The 17352-nt window shown below is 43.4% G+C and carries 15 protein-coding genes; 8 read left to right on the top strand and 7 right to left on the bottom strand.

Annotated features, from left to right (window positions below):
* Window position 1: 1 nt before the first annotated feature.
* From AFM12_RS07040 to AFM12_RS07055, 4 genes are all read right to left on the bottom strand, one after another.
* The gene (locus AFM12_RS07040; RefSeq protein WP_055145856.1) at window positions 2–505 is read right to left on the bottom strand and encodes a YdeI/OmpD-associated family protein; all 504 of its coding nucleotides are present in this window, start codon (window positions 503–505) and stop codon (window positions 2–4) included.
* Window positions 506–614: 109 nt separating this feature from the next.
* Window positions 615–1385 (bottom strand): ThuA domain-containing protein, encoded by a 771-nt coding sequence (locus AFM12_RS07045; RefSeq protein ID WP_055145859.1) that lies wholly within the window; start codon window positions 1383–1385, stop codon window positions 615–617.
* Window positions 1386–1397: 12 nt separating this feature from the next.
* Window positions 1398–2162 (bottom strand): ThuA domain-containing protein, encoded by a 765-nt coding sequence (locus tag AFM12_RS07050; RefSeq protein WP_055147785.1) that lies wholly within the window; start codon window positions 2160–2162, stop codon window positions 1398–1400.
* A 98-nt stretch (window positions 2163–2260) separates the two neighbouring features.
* Window positions 2261–2695: an NUDIX domain-containing protein gene (locus AFM12_RS07055; RefSeq protein WP_055145862.1), complete on the bottom strand. Its 435-nt coding sequence runs from the start codon at window positions 2693–2695 to the stop codon at window positions 2261–2263.
* A 221-nt stretch (window positions 2696–2916) separates the two neighbouring features.
* On the opposite strand from AFM12_RS07055, the gene AFM12_RS07060 reads away from it, so the two are divergent.
* From AFM12_RS07060 to AFM12_RS07085, 5 genes are all read left to right on the top strand, one after another.
* Window positions 2917–4116 (top strand): DUF6807 domain-containing protein, encoded by a 1200-nt coding sequence (locus AFM12_RS07060; protein ID WP_055145865.1) that lies wholly within the window; start codon window positions 2917–2919, stop codon window positions 4114–4116.
* Window positions 4117–4130: 14 nt separating this feature from the next.
* Window positions 4131–5513 (top strand): Gfo/Idh/MocA family protein, encoded by a 1383-nt coding sequence (locus AFM12_RS07065; RefSeq protein WP_095533204.1) that lies wholly within the window; start codon window positions 4131–4133, stop codon window positions 5511–5513.
* A 57-nt stretch (window positions 5514–5570) separates the two neighbouring features.
* Window positions 5571–6920: a putative oxidoreductase C-terminal domain-containing protein gene (locus AFM12_RS07070; RefSeq protein WP_055145868.1), complete on the top strand. Its 1350-nt coding sequence runs from the start codon at window positions 5571–5573 to the stop codon at window positions 6918–6920.
* Window positions 6921–6929: 9 nt separating this feature from the next.
* Complete coding sequence (locus AFM12_RS07075; RefSeq protein WP_055145871.1) at window positions 6930–7679, top strand: cupin domain-containing protein; 750 nt, start codon at window positions 6930–6932, stop codon at window positions 7677–7679.
* A 501-nt stretch (window positions 7680–8180) separates the two neighbouring features.
* Window positions 8181–9014 (top strand): MBL fold metallo-hydrolase, encoded by an 834-nt coding sequence (locus tag AFM12_RS07085; protein ID WP_055145877.1) that lies wholly within the window; start codon window positions 8181–8183, stop codon window positions 9012–9014.
* 81 nt (window positions 9015–9095) lie between these two features.
* Here AFM12_RS07085 and AFM12_RS07090 read toward each other — a convergent pair whose 3' ends face one another.
* From AFM12_RS07090 to AFM12_RS07100, 3 genes are all read right to left on the bottom strand, one after another.
* Complete coding sequence (locus AFM12_RS07090) at window positions 9096–10193, bottom strand: BamA/TamA family outer membrane protein (protein ID WP_055145879.1); 1098 nt, start codon at window positions 10191–10193, stop codon at window positions 9096–9098.
* A gap of 222 nt (window positions 10194–10415) precedes the next feature.
* Window positions 10416–12470, bottom strand: a complete 2055-nt coding sequence (locus AFM12_RS07095) for a M48 family metallopeptidase (RefSeq protein ID WP_055145882.1) — start codon at window positions 12468–12470, stop codon at window positions 10416–10418.
* 267 nt (window positions 12471–12737) lie between these two features.
* A complete protein-coding gene (locus AFM12_RS07100; protein WP_055145885.1) occupies window positions 12738–14360 on the bottom strand; it encodes a DUF8614 domain-containing protein in 1623 nt (540 codons plus the stop codon).
* Window positions 14361–14662: 302 nt separating this feature from the next.
* Between AFM12_RS07100 and AFM12_RS07105 the strand changes: the two genes are divergently transcribed.
* The 3 genes from AFM12_RS07105 to eboC are packed head-to-tail and all read left to right on the top strand — an operon-like array spanning window position 14663 to window position 17345.
* Window positions 14663–15523, top strand: a complete 861-nt coding sequence (locus tag AFM12_RS07105) for an EboA domain-containing protein (RefSeq protein WP_131458246.1) — start codon at window positions 14663–14665, stop codon at window positions 15521–15523.
* Between the two features lie 21 nt (window positions 15524–15544).
* Window positions 15545–16450 carry a TatD family hydrolase gene (locus AFM12_RS07110; RefSeq protein WP_055145891.1) on the top strand — a complete coding sequence of 302 codons (906 nt, stop codon included), beginning with the start codon at window positions 15545–15547 and terminating at the stop codon, window positions 16448–16450.
* A gap of 1 nt (window position 16451) precedes the next feature.
* Window positions 16452–17345: a UbiA-like protein EboC gene (gene eboC, locus AFM12_RS07115; RefSeq protein ID WP_055145894.1), complete on the top strand. Its 894-nt coding sequence runs from the start codon at window positions 16452–16454 to the stop codon at window positions 17343–17345.
* The last annotated feature ends 7 nt before the right edge of the window (window positions 17346–17352 follow it).

The following is a 17352-nucleotide window of genomic DNA, read 5'->3' on the forward strand; positions in this document are numbered from 1 at the left end:
CTTATTTCTTCTTAAAGTGCCTGATCATTTGACCATAATCCATCTCATGGCTCAGGCCGAAGATGGCTTGAGAAATTCGTTTAGTCTTAGTTTCGATGGTTTTAGCAGATTCTATCCAGTTTGAAAAGTACCTTCGGTGACCTTCTGTCAAAGTCCCAAAAAACTCCTGTGCTTTTGGTGCGTCTTCCAGACAGGCGGCAAAATCTTCAGAGAGCTCAAATTTAGTTTCATCAAGCTCCAGCTTCACTTTGACTTTGTAACCGTGCTCTTTCTTTAGTTTTCTTCGAAGATCAGCCTTTAATGGCAAAATGAAGTTTCCCTCCCCGATCGGTATCAAGGCAAGTTGTTTTATTTTCACCTGATCTATTTGTCCTTTGACTCTGAAAGAGGTTTTAGTGTCCGGTTTTAATTGCTGAGCAATAGCCTGTTCAATTTCCAGAAAAGTCCAGCCGGTTTTTTCACCCATCTTTCCATATTTCTGCATTTCTAGTTCTTGCTCTACCATAGTTTTTTATCGATTGAGAATTGAGGTTGAAATTACTATTTTCTTCTTCACGAAATGCAAAGAGCCCCTGAAAGCAAACTTCCAGACGCTCTTTTGAAAATAGTCTTTTTTACTTCTTCAATCCCTTCCCTGTCGCGGCCCAATAAATTCCACCATAAAGGTGATCAAGGTAAGCCTGATCTTTGTAGATATCATCTTTATGACCAAGTCCCGTATAAAAAGCCCGACCTCCATCGTATTCGTGATACCAAGCAATCGGGTGGAAATCTCCCATTCCTTCGGTCGTACTTCCGTCTCTGAGTTTTCTTGAAGGGTCATAGGTACTTTCGTCCACTTTGATCAGATAGTTTAAATCATCTGCCAGAGCAGGCTGACGATATTGGTACCATTCATCAGTCCATATCTGACGATCGGCCCAGCGTTCCATCCCCGGGAAACTCCTGTCCATAATGTCTAACATAGCTGTTTGCTCACGTGGATGGGTTCTGAACATCATACCCAGCATTTTGGTATACCACTCCCAGTCGTACTCGGTATCGGCTGCTGAATGAACACCTACCCAGCCGCCGCCATTTTGAATATATTTTTCAAAAGCAGCTTGCTGTTCATCATTGAGGATGTCACCTGTGGTATTCAGGAAAATAACCACGTCATAATTCTTCAACCTTTCTTCATTAAAAACTGAAGCATTTTCCTGCCAATCTACACTGAAAGTATGTCTGGCCGCCAGGCCCTGAACGGCATCTACTCCCGAATGTATGCTGTAATGATACCAGCCCATCGTTTTGGTAAACAAAAGGGCTCTGAATTGCCCGCCATGCTGTGCTTGAGTGGCAAAAGCAATTGAAACCAAACAAAAGAGTGTTATTAATTTTTTCATCGTTCTGTCTGTTTATTTGATACCGTTACCCGTAGCAGCCCAATAGATACCGCCGTACAAATGATCAAGGAAAGTCTGATCCGAGAAAACGCCCGAAATATGTCCTAGCCCGGTATAGAACGCTCGTCCTCCATCATATTCGTGATACCAGCTGATCGGGTGGAAATCTCCCATTCCTACGCCTTCATTATCACCCCATTTGGCATACGGCTCGTAGCTGCTTTCATCCACAGAAACCAAATAGTGAAGGTCTTTTGCCAAAGCTGGTTTCTGATACTCATACCATTCATCTGTCCAGAGTAGTGTTTTCGGGAAACGACCCATGCCCGGGAAATTACTATCCTCTACTTTGAGATAGGCCGTTTGCTGGCGTGGGTGAATTTTGAACATCATACCTACCATTTTGGTATACCATTCCCATTCGTACTCGGTATCAGCCGCCGCGTGAATGCCTACCCAGCCGCCGCCGTTTTGAACGTAACGCTCAAAAGCCGCCTGCTCTTCATCATTAAGTACATCGCCGGTAGTGCTGAGAAAAATAACCACATCATAGTTTTTCAATCCCTCATCGGAGAAAACGCGGGTCATTTCATGCCAATCCAACTGCATTGAGTGTCTTCTGCAAAGCTCCTGGATGGCCGTTACTCCTTCTTTGATAGACTCATGGTGGAAACCAGCAGTTTTGGAAAAAAGCAAGGCTTTCAGGTTTCCTTCTTGTGCGTTCGCCGTAAAAGCCATGAATGCCAAAAGCACCACAGCCAATAATTTATTCTTCATTTCAATAGGACAATTAAGGTTTTTTAAAACCCTCGAATTAATCCAAAATGTAAGAAAATGCCTAATCAAAGTAGATGAATAGAAAGTGTTTGTGGCTCTTACAGCCAAACCTGCTCTATTTCACCGATATGCCGCTCCTTTAGCAAACCAGCCTTCCAGTTCTTTATTTCTTTGCTTACAGCGGGGTACATATTTATCTCCTCAAGTTTTTCAAGAGGAAGCCAAACGGCCTCCAGAGCGGTAGTTTCCTTAGGGTTTAAAACGGGGATTCCAGAAACAATCTGAGCCTCATAGAGTACATGAAGCGTATCCCCTTTTTCATTATGAACCTCCGCTATGAGGGCAGAGTCTTCCGCAATTCTGGTTTTTATCTGCAGCTCTTCATCCAGTTCGCGAGCCAAAGCAGCTCTCATTTCTTCACCAAATTCAAGATTACCTCCTGGTAAATTATACAAGTCTTGCCCTCCGTAATGATATCTCATGGTAAGGAGATTATGATCTTGAATCAGTATCGCGGCTACCCTAACTTTCATTGATTAATTCTTTTTTGTGTTAAACAAAGCCTTAATCGGCCTCAAACACTGTGGCCTTATTGACGAAACCAATTTAGCTGGGTGTTTCGGAAAATTTTGAGAAAAGTCAATTTTTATCGGTCAATACTTACTTTTTGTCTATCCGACCTAAAAAATTCAACCGATTGCAATTGCTCTGCAAGCTCATTTGGCTAATTTAAGGCGTTTATTCAACCCTATATATGAAATTTATTTTAACCCTGACTTTTGGCTGTCTTCTCAATTTGGCTGGTCAAGGTCAAAAACTCGCAGAATTCTCAGTACCACCGCACGAGGCGGTCGGCCCCTTGATAGTCACTGCTGATCTCAGTAAAATTCCTGCTGACCTCCATCAAATTTCCCTCGTAAAAAAAGACAGTCGGGAGCCTGTTGCCTTTCAACTTTCAGGTCAAAAAATTGTTTGGAAGATATCAGAAAAGGAGGCCTCTCAATATTTGGAGTATGAAATTCATCATGCTTTACAAAAGGCCATCAAAAATGACCTGCACGTCAAAAAAGAAGAAGGTCAACTGGCCATTTATCAAAATGACACCAAGCTGCTTGGGTACCAAATGGATATCAAGGATGTGCCTGCCGGAGTAAATCCGGCTTTTGCCCGAAGTGGATTTATTCACCCCTTAAACACCCCATCAGGTAAACGACTAACCCGTATTCAGCCCAAAGATCACTATCATCATTATGGCCTTTGGAACCCCTGGACTCATGTGGAATATGAAGGCGATACTCTCGATTTCTGGAATCTCAATAAAGAAGAAGGCACCGTTCGCTTTGCAAAGCTCATTTACGAGACTACGGGCTCGGTTTTTTCAGAGTATGAGGTACTACAAGAACATGTGGTCTTGCATGGGGACAAAAAAGAAGTTGCGTTGAACGAAACCCAAACTGTTCGCCTGTACCCCTTGAATGACCATAGCTATATCGCTGATTTCACTATCACTTATAACTGTGCAACTGAAAGTCCCTTTAAAATTCTGGAATATCGCTATGCGGGTTTCGGCTGGAGAACCACCGAAGAATGGGACAACCAAAACAGTACGGTATTAAGCTCTGAAGGTAAAACCCGAAAAGATGCCGATGGCACTACGGCCAGATGGTGTATCGTTCAGGGTAAGCTCGGCACCGGAAACGGAGGAGCGATAATGCTCTCTCACCCTCAAAACTATAATCACCCGGAGCCTCTGAGAATCTGGCCTGAAAATCAGTATGGCCGAGGGGATATGTTTGCCAATTTTGCCCCTACAAAAACGAAGGATTGGACAGTAGAGCCAGGAAAAAATTATACCTTACGCTATCAGATGCTCGTTTTTGACGGCGAAATGACGGCAAGTCAGGCTGAAGCCGCCTGGCAGCAATTTGCAAAACCTATTGAAATAAAATTATAAACAACCTCCTTGAAATGAAATCATCAAAAATCAACCGCAGAAAGTTTGTGGGCAATACCCTGAAAACCACCGCTGCGGCTTTTGCGATTCCGACGATTGTACCATCAACAGTTTTCGGCAAAAGTGCCCCTTCCAATAAAATTCAGATCGGCCAGATCGGCTGCGGCCGTATTGCCAGAGGCCATGACATGCCAGGAACCATGCAGCATGATGTGGCTCGCCTGATTTCTGTATGTGATCTGGACCGTAACCGTACAGTAGACGGTAAAAAACTGGTAGAAGATTATTACAAAAAGAAAGGCACTTCTGTAGATGTCAGCATGTATGACGACTACAAAGAAATGCTAATGAACAAAGACCTGGACGCCGTGATTATCAGTACTCCTGACCACTGGCATTCTCAGCCAGCCATTGAGGCCGCTCTTGCCGGAAAGCACGTCTATCTGCAAAAACCAACCTCTCTTACCGTGGCTGAAGGTCGCCAGTTAAGTGATATTGTTCATCGAACAGGCAAAATTTTACAGGTAGGTACCCAGCAACGTTCTTCACCTCAATTCCGCTATGCGGCTGAGTTAGTAAGAAATGGACGTATAGGCAAAATACATACGGTAAAAGTTGGTTTACCAGGAGACCCGGGTGGTCCGTTAGCTGAGGAGCAACCAATACCGGCCGGTTTTAATTATGATATGTGGCTTGGCTCTACCCCTGAAATCCCATATTCTGAAATGCTCGTACACCCTCAAAAAGGATACGGAAGACCGGGCTGGCTAAGAAAACGCCAGTTTGGAGCTGGAATGATCACCGGATGGGGGCAACACCATTTTGACTCCGCCGCCTGGGGAATGGACACCGAATATACGGGCCCGATCTCCGTGGAGGCTGTCGCTGAATTCCCGAAATCAGGAAGCTGGGATGTACATGGCGATTTCATGGTTAAAGCAGAATATGCAAACGGAATCACGATGCTTACCAGCGGTGGCTTCCCCAACGGTATCCGATATGAAGGGGAAGACGGCTGGATTTTCGTAACCCGTGGAGCCTATAGAGCCACAGCTTCTGACCCGATTCCGGAAAACAACGGTGTAAAATCTCTGGATGCCAGCGACCCGAAAATTCTGGATTCGGTGATCGGTAAAGACGAAATTCACCTGTACGAATCAAATGAACAACATGGCAACTGGCTGGATTGTATTCAATCAGGCAAGCAGCCAATTTCACCAGTTGAAATCGGTCATAGAGCCTGCACAGTTTGTCTGATCAGCGATATTGCGATGCAACTGCCGAGAAAACTGAACTGGGATCCTTCAAAAGAGCGATTCGTTAACGACGACGAGGCCAACAGCATGCTGAGCCGTCCGCAACGTTACCCATATGGTACTAATTTTATCAAATACTAACCTTTAATATTTCACTGCACGGGCCCTAAAAGCCCGTGCATTTTTGCTTTAAAACCTATGAAGAAATTAAGTCTGATTGCTTTAGCCGCCATGGCAGCCTGTACGCCAAAAGCCACGGAAGATATGACTGATAACAAGATACACCTGATTACGCTGGACCCTGGCCATTTTCATGCAGCTCTGGTACAGAAATCCATGTATGAAGACATCGATAGTTCGGTTCATATTTATGCTCCGGATACCCCGGACCTTGATCTCCACATGGCTAAAATCGAGCAATATAACAGCCGTGAGGAGAAGCCGACAAGCTGGAATTCTGAGATTTATGAAGGCAATGATTACCTTGAAAAAATGCTCGAAGAGAAGGCCGGAAATGTGGTAGTACTCGCCGGAAGCAACCTCAAGAAAACTGAATACATAGCGAAATCTGTAGACGCCGGCTTTAATGTTTTGGCTGATAAACCTATGGCCATTAATGCCGAAGATTATGAGCTGTTGAAGCAGGCCTTTGCCACGGCAAAAGAAAAGGGTGTTTTGCTTTACGATATCATGACCGAGCGTTCTGAGATTACCACCATTCTTCAGAAAGAACTCTCTCAGGATGCCGAGCTTTTCGGAGAACTTGAAGTAGGAACTCCTGAAAATCCTGCTGTAACTAAAGAGTCTGTTCACCATTTCTTTAAATACGTTTCCGGCTCACCGCTCATTCGCCCTTCCTGGTTTTTTGATACCAAACAGCAGGGCGAAGGCATTGTAGATGTTACTACCCATTTGATTGATCTGACCTTTTGGGAGTGTTTCCCTGAAACGGTGATCAACCCTGAAGATGTTAGCCTCGTTGCTGCAAGAAGATGGCCTACGGTACTTACGCCATCAGACTTTGAAAAGGTAACAGGTCAAACAGAATTCCCTGACTTTTTACAAAGCAGCATAAATGAAGGCAATCTGGAAACTTATGCCAATGGTGAAATCATTTATACGATCAACGGTCATCACGCCAAGGTTTCAGTAATCTGGAATTATCAGGCACCGGAAGGGACGGGCGATACCCATTATTCAATCATGCGGGGCACCAAAGCCAATCTGGTCATTAAGCAGGGGGCTGAACAAGGTTATAAACCAACCCTGTATATTAAGCCAGTAACCGAAATTTCTGATGAAGAAGCTCAGGCAGCGATTGATAATCTTTTGAGCACCTATGACGGCCTTACTCTTGAGAAAAGTGAAAACGGCTGGAAAGTGGTGATTCCTGCCAAATACGACATTGGCCACGAGGCCCACTTTGCTCAGGTTATGGAGCGTTTCATTGAGTATTATAAAAATGGAAACATGCCCGCCTGGGAAGTGCCAAATATGCTGACCAAATACGGTCTCAGCACCAAAGCACTTCAAATGGCTTCGGAATAAAATATTTATATGAAAAACCTACTTTTCTTCTTTGCGTTTTCCCTTTCTGTAGCTCAGGCTCAGGTAGCTTCCATCGTCTATGATTATGACTCGCCATCTGAAACGGTCGTCGATGCTAAAGCTGAAACGAGAAACTTTTTTAAAGACAGCAGCCGCGATTTTGAAACCATGCAAATGGACGCTCTTCTTTTTAAAAAAAGAGGGAATTTTAAGCTTAAAAGTGATGATCTGGAGCAACTGGTGATTGTCAAAAGAGGAGAAGTAGGTTTTTCCATTTCAAAAAGTAACCGGATTATGGGCCCGGGCAGTATAGCTCTGCTGATGCCGGGCGATAAACTCAAATTGCTGGTTAACCCCGGCGACGAGGTTTATATTATGAAATACAAAGCCCGGGAAGGCCAAAGTCTTAGCCGCGGAAAAGAACATGGCGGCTCCTTCCTCAAAGACTGGGAAGAGCAAGCCTACAAAACTCATGACAAAGGAGGCATTCGCAACTTTTACAATCAACCCACCGCCGCCTGCCAAAGAATGGAAATGCATGTTTCAAACCTCAACCCCGGCATCAAAAGCCACGAACCGCATACTCACCGGGCTGCAGAGATTGTGCTCATGATCAAAGGAAAATCAGAAATGGAACTGGATGGTAAAATAGTACATGGAGACGCCGGAGACATTTACTACCTCGGCTCAGACGTACCCCACGCCATCAAAAATATTGACAGTGAGCAGATTCAGTATTTTGCTTATCAATTTGAATAGTCATAGTTCGAGTCTGAGTCGAAAGTTTGAAAAATAGGATTCCTTATGTAATAGGTATGATTAGCAAGATTTAAATACTCTGATAAACTCAACTACTTAAACACAAAAATTGAAATTCCAATTATTACTTTAGAAAATGAATAGTTTATTGGAGGGAGGGTTGATTATTGCGTTAATCGTCTTGATTTTAATTTTTACCTTATTCGATCAAAGAGGAAAAGATTATGTTTTTAAAAGGACCTACTTTATTAGAAGGATATTTCTAGTGCTTTTTCTTATTGTACTTGCCATATTAGTTTTCACTGAAAAAGTGAAATTATTTGAGTAAATATTCCCTAAGTAGATAAACGAAATTCGCCAGGTTTCTCAATCGTTTAATTTCGCAATAGTATTCTCAAATCTATTTGTTGCAGAATATAAAGGTTACCGTATGTGCAGTTTCGAGAACAAAACATTAAGAACATTTTTAACGTGAAATCGTTGAACTTTAATCAAAACACCATGAAAAAAATACTCTTCTTTCTAAGTATATCCACCTTGGTTTTTGCTCAGCAAGACTTCTCAAAAGTGGAGATGAAAACCACCGAGATTACCCCGAATATCTTTATGATAGAAGGTAGCGGTGGGAATATCGGGCTATTTACCAATGAGGAAGTCACCTTTATCATTGATGATCAGTTCGGGCCGCTGGCCGAAAAAATTCAGGCGGCTGTTTCAGAGCAGACATCAAGACCTATTGATTTCGTCATCAATACGCATTATCACGGCGACCACTCTGGTAGTAATCCCCATTTTGAAAAAGAAGGGGCCTATGTGATCGCCCAGGAAAATGTACGCACCCGCCTGAAAGAGGAGCAAACCGAAGGCCTGCCAAAGCTCACCTTCCCGTTCAATATGAACCTTTACTTCGGAGACGAGGAAATCGAGATTTTTCATCAAAGCCGGGCCCATACCAATGGCGATGCCATTATCCATTTCAAAACCAGCAATGTCTTTCACACCGGTGATGTATTTGTACGCTACGGCTTCCCATATATCGATGTTAAAAGCGGTGGAAACATCAATGGTATGATTGAGTTTCTGGATACTGCCCTCCGTAAAATGAACGATGAAAGCATCATCATTCCCGGGCATGGGCAGTTAGCGAAAAAGCAGGATGTGCTTGATTTCAGGAATATGATCTATACCATTCGGAACAACATCCGCACCGGCATCTCCTCAGGCCTGAGTCTGGAAGAAATTCAGGCCCTAGACCCCACAGCGGGATACCCTGACCCTCGAGATAGTAAGAACGGTTTTGTGGAGGGGGTATATCATAGTTTGGTGGAGGAGTAAAAAGATGGAAGAAGTTAGATTTAAGACTAAAGACCCTCTACCTACCGTAAAACTCTGGTTTGAGAATTGATTATTATATAATCAAAACGCATCCCCCAGCTTCATATAAAAGCCATCGGTGCCAAGAGAGGTTCTGGCGTAATCAAAAGCCCCATAAACCTGTTTTGACTTATTGAGCCGAAGACGCAGGCCTGCACCGTAACCTGCTACTATCTTTTGACTAAGCAAACCCGAAAAAGTAGGCGAGGTATTTCCTATGGAACCAAAGCCCGCGACTTTTATCAGCGGCCATCTTTCATAACGATATTCGCCCTGTAAGGCCCAAAGATGATCGTCTCTGAATTGTCCCTTAAAAAGTCCACGCATCACCTGCGGCCCACCGAGTCTGAATTTCTCCATCACCGGCACCTCTCCTGCAGAACTCTGAACCAATAGCTGTGCCGCTAACACATGCTTTTTGACCTCCCTGTATTTCCTGAAGTCGGCATTGAAAATCTGATAGGCAAAACTATTGGCTTTCAGATCAAACATGGAATAACTGTATAAATCAAGGTACATTCCCCGTTTGGGACTAAACTGATTATCACGTCTATCGATTGTAAAAACAGGCCCCAAACCTATAATCGTCGAGTTTGTTCCCGATGGAATAAATTCCGTAAACGGTGTTTCTTCGATATCAGAACTGAAAAACCGATTATACTGATAGCCCAAACCAGCAAACCGACGTTCGCCTAAGTTTTTACTAAACCTTCCGAAAGCCTGAAAACGCTTGTACCGAATGGTCAGGTAATCCTCGTTCCCTAGCGTAGGCGTAGTATTTCCCCAGTATCTCTCCAGTTCATCAAAATACCCGGCTCTCAGAAAAACATAATACCTTTCATAAGGTGTATATGCCGACATGAACAACTCCGCGTTCAATTGCTTTCGGGTGGAGTATTGGAAATCAATAAAGGAAAGACTTGGCCTGGTGGTGGTATCTTCTTCTGGTGTGGTTTTGTAATAATAATCGATAAACAAACCATACATCACCCCTACCTCAGGACTAATCACCAAACTCGGTACCGGAACCAGATTCAGTTCTTTATTCAGAAGAGAATCAATACTCCATTTCTTTTGCCCTAAAAGATCTTCTGGCAAGAAAAAAACAAGAATGAAAAATCCGGCTAATGATAATCTCAATAAGAACGCTTTTCGGTCATGAAAAATAGGCAAAATCAGCACAAAACAATTTCTCCCTTTCCGAAATACAGATTAATGTTCAATTAGTTATTGAAAAAACATTATGTCATCCGATACTTGTCGAAAAAGGAGATCTTTGTAGAAATTAAAGATGGAAGACTTTAAACAGAAATCGTCTCTCTTTCCATCAAGTTTTCTTCCAGTTCTCTTATCTCAAGACTATTACGCCACAGAAGTCTCTTCCAGCAAGGTTTCAATAAACTTTAGCAAGTCTTTCTTCGTCTCTAAAAAGGTAGCCTCGAAAGCCCCGGGGAAATGATTGAGTACCTGAAAAAGGTGCTCTATTTCAGGCTCAAAATAAGTCGTCTCTCCATCAAAATAGGCATAATGTGAATCCACAAATTGACTGAATTTCCGGGTCAGTTCTTCTCCCAGAACTTTCTGATATGTTCTGTCTTTCAAAAGTTCTTCGATTTTTTGCTTCAGCTCGTTTTCGATCTCTTTCCAGTAATTGATATACTTGCTGATATAAACAAACTCGGTGTTTTGGGCAAAAAACGCCGTTCTTTCAAAACAATCATCGAGGAACCTTTGAACATCATCAAAAGAATCATAGTACCGGTTCATGGCCTCTGCCTTTGATTTAAATTCATCAAACAATCCAGCCTCTTTCGATCTGATCACCAGACAAGAGGCTATTTGCTCATCATGCTCTTTTATTTGCTCTGAAAGCCGATGTTGCTCTTCTTCGAGCTGGCGGATTAAAGCATTCACCTCCGCCGTAGAATAACGCTGATGATTGTACTCAAAGAATTTAACCTTAATGACATTTTCGCTGATGTTTTGTAACATCTGCAGATCACCATTTAGAAACAGATCTTCATAAAGACGGGAAACGGCCTTCTCAGAGAAGAGCTCCGTAATGCCAAGCGTACAGTTTTGTTCTTCCTCTTGAATTCGGAAAACCGGGGTTTTATCACTATAATAATTGTTAAATACCTTGCTATAGTTTCGTTCCTCATAAAACAGGGCATAGTCCTGTTCGAACTCCTCCGTGCTGAGGGTTTCATTCTCTTTATTTTCAAAACCCTTAAAAACTTCACGGGTCAGTTTTTTTTGGAGATTTTCAATGTTTAAAAATAACGTCGTCGACAAGACCCCTCCCTCCTCTGTTTCAGTGACCTCCAGCCGCTCAATTCGTTTTAACCTTTCGCTGAGTGCCGGGTGAGAGGCCCATTGATCTTCGAAGTTGAGTTTTGACTTTCCATACCGCTCCCGGTCTACCTCTCCGATCAGGGGCAGCCCGTTCTTTAATTGAAGCTGGTGTTTTGCAGAAAGAAAATTGAGAGCCCTTTCAAAATGGGGATACAAATTCTCCGGAAATTTCAAACGCTCTCCCCTACTCTCATAATAACTGAACACTTCATCAAGTGTAGAATCGGCAAAAGAAAGACGTGATAAACAGCGGATGAGTGGCTGCTTTCCTGTTAAATGCACCGCCACCTCATCGGCATTGAATTCCATATCCCTTGAAAGAGCGAGATACCGGATGTTCAGAATTTCATAGGCCTTGATCATCACTTTTTGGATACTCCTTACGATAACTCTGGAAATACTTACAAAAATATTGAGAATAAAATGGATCCCACCGATGGTATCGGCCAGTTCGTTATAGGAATCGTTATGATACAGCTGGTTATAAATAATGGCATTCAAACTGGAAACGTAAGTGCCCAGAATCATTGACTTTTGGGCGAAATGACCAAATTCATGAGCCAAAACTGCCTTTAGTTCAGTGCTCGTGGTGCTGCAGATCAGACCCATCCCTATTTCCAGACTTTTCCTTGAAGGAAAAAACAAGCTCCAAAACCGGGATTCATAGAAAACCATTGCGTTGACATGGGTAGAGATATAGACCTTTCTCGGAGGCTCCGTACCAATTTGATCCACCAGTTCGTCTATCAGTTCAAACAAACCGGGAGCTTGTGATCGGTCGATTTCCAAACGTAAATCAGACTCCTGCTTATCCTTTGAGGCAAAGAGAAACTTTAATAAAAAGGCTACAATCAGAAATCCACAAAACACAAAGCCCAGAGCCAGAATGATCCCAAGGATAGAAGCACTGACTGAAACAATGGCTACAGCTATGATCAAGCTAAAAGCAGCAAAGCCAAAACCAAGAATGACAAGGGCATTGAAAAAAAGAATAAACAGCGTCACCGCAACGGCCGACAATACCACATTCTTCCTGAAGCTTTCAGAAATTTCGATCTCCATAGAGGATTGGTTTAGATTCTTTCAACCCCGCTTTGACCAGCTTCTGCTCTCACGTGGTTACCAAATCTATGGTTTTAGAGGGGAATTGCAAAACGACAAGACGTCATCATTCCGGGGCATAAAATACACCAAAAAAACAAGAGGTCATATTCTCCAGAGCTTGCTGCTTTGATATGGCGGTTTGAAACCTCTGTTTTTAAAAATCTGACTTTCCCCTCTTTTGTAATGACACAACCCACTCCTCCCTCGAAGTGTCGTGCCACGCTCTTACAGCCCCAGCACCTCCACACCTTGTTTGAATACAATATCTCTCGGGATACCGGCCTCTCCTACCCGATCAAGGTCTTTTTGCAGATCGGCCCCAACAAGGCCCTTTTGCTCAAAAAGTTGTGTTACTCCGGCATAATCGCCATCGCCCTGAAGCGTCAGAATCTTCTCTGAAAGCGAATTCATTGCTGCCTGAAACTCATCGAAATTGACTTTGTACGTTCCTTTCTTCGCATCATAACTGAAGGCATTCATTTCTTTGAAGTAATTGAAGCGAATCATATTGGCTTTGCCATGAGCACTGGAAGCCCCAAAACGAACCGAACGGAAAATCCCGGCCAGAAAAGTCGAGTAATAATCCATCAACTCACCTTCTATTTCACCTTTTTTATGCAGCTGGGTAACCATGTAAAGACCTAGAATGTCTGCCTTACCTTCTTCCAAAGCAGAACCCGTTTCTTTAAGAGCATCCCGCACGGTTCCTTTGCCGTCGAGGGTGTTTTTGATCCCCAGTCCATGAGCTACTTCGTGAAACATAGTGTTGGCAAAAAAGGCATCGAAAGTAACATGCTTTCGTTGTGATTCATCAATGAGCAATTCACTGATAAGCACCATGATCTTATCAAACTTGGCCTGCATGGCGTTTTTCAGCTGAAGCCTTCGGGTGCCCTTTTCCAATTGTACCCGTTCGTCATTCGGTAGATTGATCGCGATGGTCTTTCCGCCCGAATTGCAGTCTCCGGCATAGTAAATCACATCATAGGCGTTTAGATCAGAGTCTGTTCCGGGAGTTTCTTGTTTGTATTTATCCTCTACGGGTAGGTTCGCTTGCAACTCTGGTAAAAAGCTGACGTACTTTGCAAGCTTCTCGCTCCAGGCCATATCTTTCACCAGCACATAAGCCTCATGAGCAGTTTTATAATTATAGAGCTGATCTTCGTAATTTTCAATAGGCCCTACCACGAAATCAATTCTGTTATTTTTCATATCCATCCAAGCAAGGTCGCTTGCCAGATAGTCGTCTGATAGCAGAGCCTCGGCTCTCAGGTTTAGGTACTTTTTAAACCCTTCATCTTCCGCCAATTCAGCCGCTTGCTTCAGCAGATCAGCCGCCCGTTGAACCTCCGCCGCAAAAGCCTCATGATATGGCAATGTGTATAATTGTCCCTCTTCATTTCTTCTGACAAAAGTGTAAAGGCTGGTTTTGTCCTCACTCTCAAAAGCCTCAAACTCCTCTTTTGTCATGTCGGCTGGATAATGTTGAGCCCCTGCGGGTTTCTCTCCTACTCCATCGATAAACGGCTCGTTTCCTCGAAGCCGATCCCATGGGCCATAATTATACCTTACAAAGGTTTTGGCGGCCTCATCAGAAAGCGTGTCAAGCAGAGCATTTTTATCACCAAAGGCTTCTTTCCAGAAAAGCTGATCCATGATTTCGGCAACTTCAATGAGCAGCGGAATCATCTTTTTTTGGTTCTCAGAAAGAGAACTGATATCTGTAGTCAGGGTAAATTCGGCATATTCATTGACTTTCTTTTGCAATTGCGTTTCTTCTGGTTCAGAAATAGGCACACAGCTTAAAGCAAGAGAAGTCATCACGAAAAGTGAAAGGATTTTTTTCATCACTAAGTTTGATTTTCAGGTTGTTGAAGTTACAAAATAAAGTTTCTTGGGTATGTTTCCCAAACGTGGATTCTAAATGAAATGAATGACCTCTGACAAGCAGACACTTCAAAGGTTTAGATTTTTTCAATTTCACATTTGTTCTATTCCGCTTCCTTCGACCAAAACTCTTCAATAATCTACTTTCAGCCACATTTTCAAAGCCTAAACCACCCCGCCACTCTAAATAAATGCTATTTTTGTGATGGTCATTGGTAAGGAAAAATACTGCGATTGAACATGAGACTGATGACCATCGACCTATGGATCAGCAAAACCCTATTTTAGACAACCTGAAAAAAGACTGCCTGAATCATCTGGATGAAAATACCGGAAATTGGCTGGCATCTAAACTATCGGGAAACCCCGAGCCCTCGGCATTTTATTTGACCTTCGGTCTTATTGGCCGCAAAGTTCCTTCAACTCAAGTGGACCTCAGCCCGGAAACACAAAATCTGTTTGAGGAGATTAACCCGGATTTTAAATCCGAGCCCTTTTCGCTAGACGAATATTGTCGCCTTCTTTTGCTGTTATCTGCGGAACCAGAGAGCAATCACACTCTGATTTCAACGATGATCGGCTCAGCCGACCGTAAAGAACTGGTGACGATTTTTAAGTCTGTTCAGTACCTAAGCAATGCCGCCGATTTCAAAATGGAAATGATTGACGGACTTCGGACCAACATGATTGATGTCTTTGATGCCATCTCTCGTTATCAGTCTTTTCCGTTCCGTTTCTTTCATCAGGACGCCTGGAATCAAATGGTCCTTAAGGCCATTTTTATGGAACGACCATTGTATAAAATTCAGGGACTGGACAAGAATCGCAACCAAAAACTAACCGACACCCTGCACGATTTTGTGCACGAAAGGTGGTCTGCAGGTCGCAATGTTCATCCCGAATTATGGAGACTAATTCTTGGTTTTGAGAATGATCTTCTTGTCGCAGATATGGTTGGTTTATCCGGAAGCGGATCTGAATTGGATCAATTGGCCGTTAGAAAAACTCTTTTCGGCTCTGAGCATTCAGCAGCGAAAAAGTGGTGCCGTGAAAATGAAGGACTCAAGCCCGAACAAAGTTGGTCTGAAATCGGCGAAATGCTGGAAGTCGCCCAATCAAATTAAGAAGAAAAAAACATCAAGAATATGAAATTTATCGATCCTCATGTACACATGACCTCACGTACTACAGACGATTACGAGGCCATGAGTAAAGCAGGAATTGTCGCCCTTATTGAACCGGCGTTCTGGCTGGGCCAACCCCGTACAGAAGTAGGCTCTTTCAAAGATTATTACAGCAGTATTGTGGGTTGGGAGCCTTTCCGCTCCTCGCAGTTTGGAATTAAACATTATTGCACCATTGGCCTGAACTCCAAAGAAGCCAATAATGTACCCCTTGCCGAAAAAGTAATGGAGCTGCTGCCACTTTATGCCCTTAAAGATAATGTAGTGGCCATTGGCGAAATCGGTTATGATGATCAGACAGAAGCCGAAGATCGTTTCTTCAGAGCTCAGATAGAACTGGCAAAAGAAGTGGGGCTGCCTATCATGATTCATACCCCACACCGTGATAAAAAGAAAGGCACCCTAAAAAGCATGGATGTGCTGGAAGAGCATGGCATGGACCCTAAAATGGTGGTGATTGATCATAATAACGAGGAAACCGCTAAGGAAGTGCTGGATCGTGGCTACTGGGCTGCTTTTACCATTTACCCCCGTACCAAAATGGGAAGTGAAAGAATGGTGGAAGTGGTAAAAACCTATGGTTCGGAGAGAATTATAGTCGATAGCTCTGCAGACTGGGGCGTGAGTGATCCTCTGGCTGTACCAAAGACCGCTAAACTTATGCTGGAGAATGGGATCAGCAAGGAAGACGTTCACCTAACTACTTACAAAAATGCCCTTACCGCCTATAGTCAAAGTGGCAATATGAAAGAGTCTGATTGGGACAGCGGAGTTTCGTATGACCAGTCGGTGCTTTATGGTGGCAACAGCGTACTAAGAGGACAAAACCCAAAAAAGGGCAGCTCCTCTGATTTCATCGAAAATTGACATGGGAAAACTCTTCGGTTTTCTGAGGCTGATGAGGCCGGCCAACCTGGTGACCGCTCTGGCAGATATTGCCGCCGGTCTGGCGATTTCCGGTTTCTTAACTGTCGATTCCGATTCTCAAAACTGGCAGAAAGCCGCCTTTCTTTTTCTTTCGACCATCGGGTTATACGGAGGAGGTGTAGTATTGAATGACGTATTCGATGCACAACTGGATGCCATAGAACGGCCAGAGCGTCCGATTCCTTCCGGAAAAATAAGCCTCACTGAGGGAGCTATACTCGGCAGCGGACTTTTACTTCTCGGAATTCTCAGTGCCCTGATAGCTGGGGTGACTTCATTTTGGATTGCTTTGGCCACGGCCCTTTTTGTGATTCTTTATGACAAATGGGCCAAACACAGCAGTGTTTTCGGACCATTGACTATGGGCATATGCCGGGGACTCAACTTGCTGCTCGGGATGAGTCTTTTCTGGCCAGAGCTCACTACGCTTCAGGTCTCCATCAGTCTGATCCCTGTTTTCTTTATCGCGGCCATCACTTTGACCAGTCAAGGAGAGGTTCATGGAAGTAACAAGAAATCAATAGGCTTTGCCCTTACTATAGACAGCCTTATTTTTATTGTATTGGTGGTGTTGTCTCACCTTAATTTTAAGTATTTGTGGTATAGCCTGCCCTTTATAGCGTTCTGGTATTTTTTAAACCTCAGAGCCAAATCAAAGGCGATCAGAAATAATATCCCTGAAAACATCAAAACGGCGGTAAAGACCGGTGTAATATCCCTTATTCCTTTAAATGCAGCGTATACGGCAATCTTCGGAACATGGTACCATGCTCTTGCTGTTCTATGTCTGCTGCCGGTTTCTCTTTGGCTTGCCAAAAGGTTTGCCGTCACATAAATTTGAA

The organism is Jiulongibacter sediminis, from assembly GCF_001306455.1.
Taxonomy (GTDB): Bacteria; Bacteroidota; Bacteroidia; order Cytophagales; family Spirosomataceae; genus Jiulongibacter; species Jiulongibacter sediminis.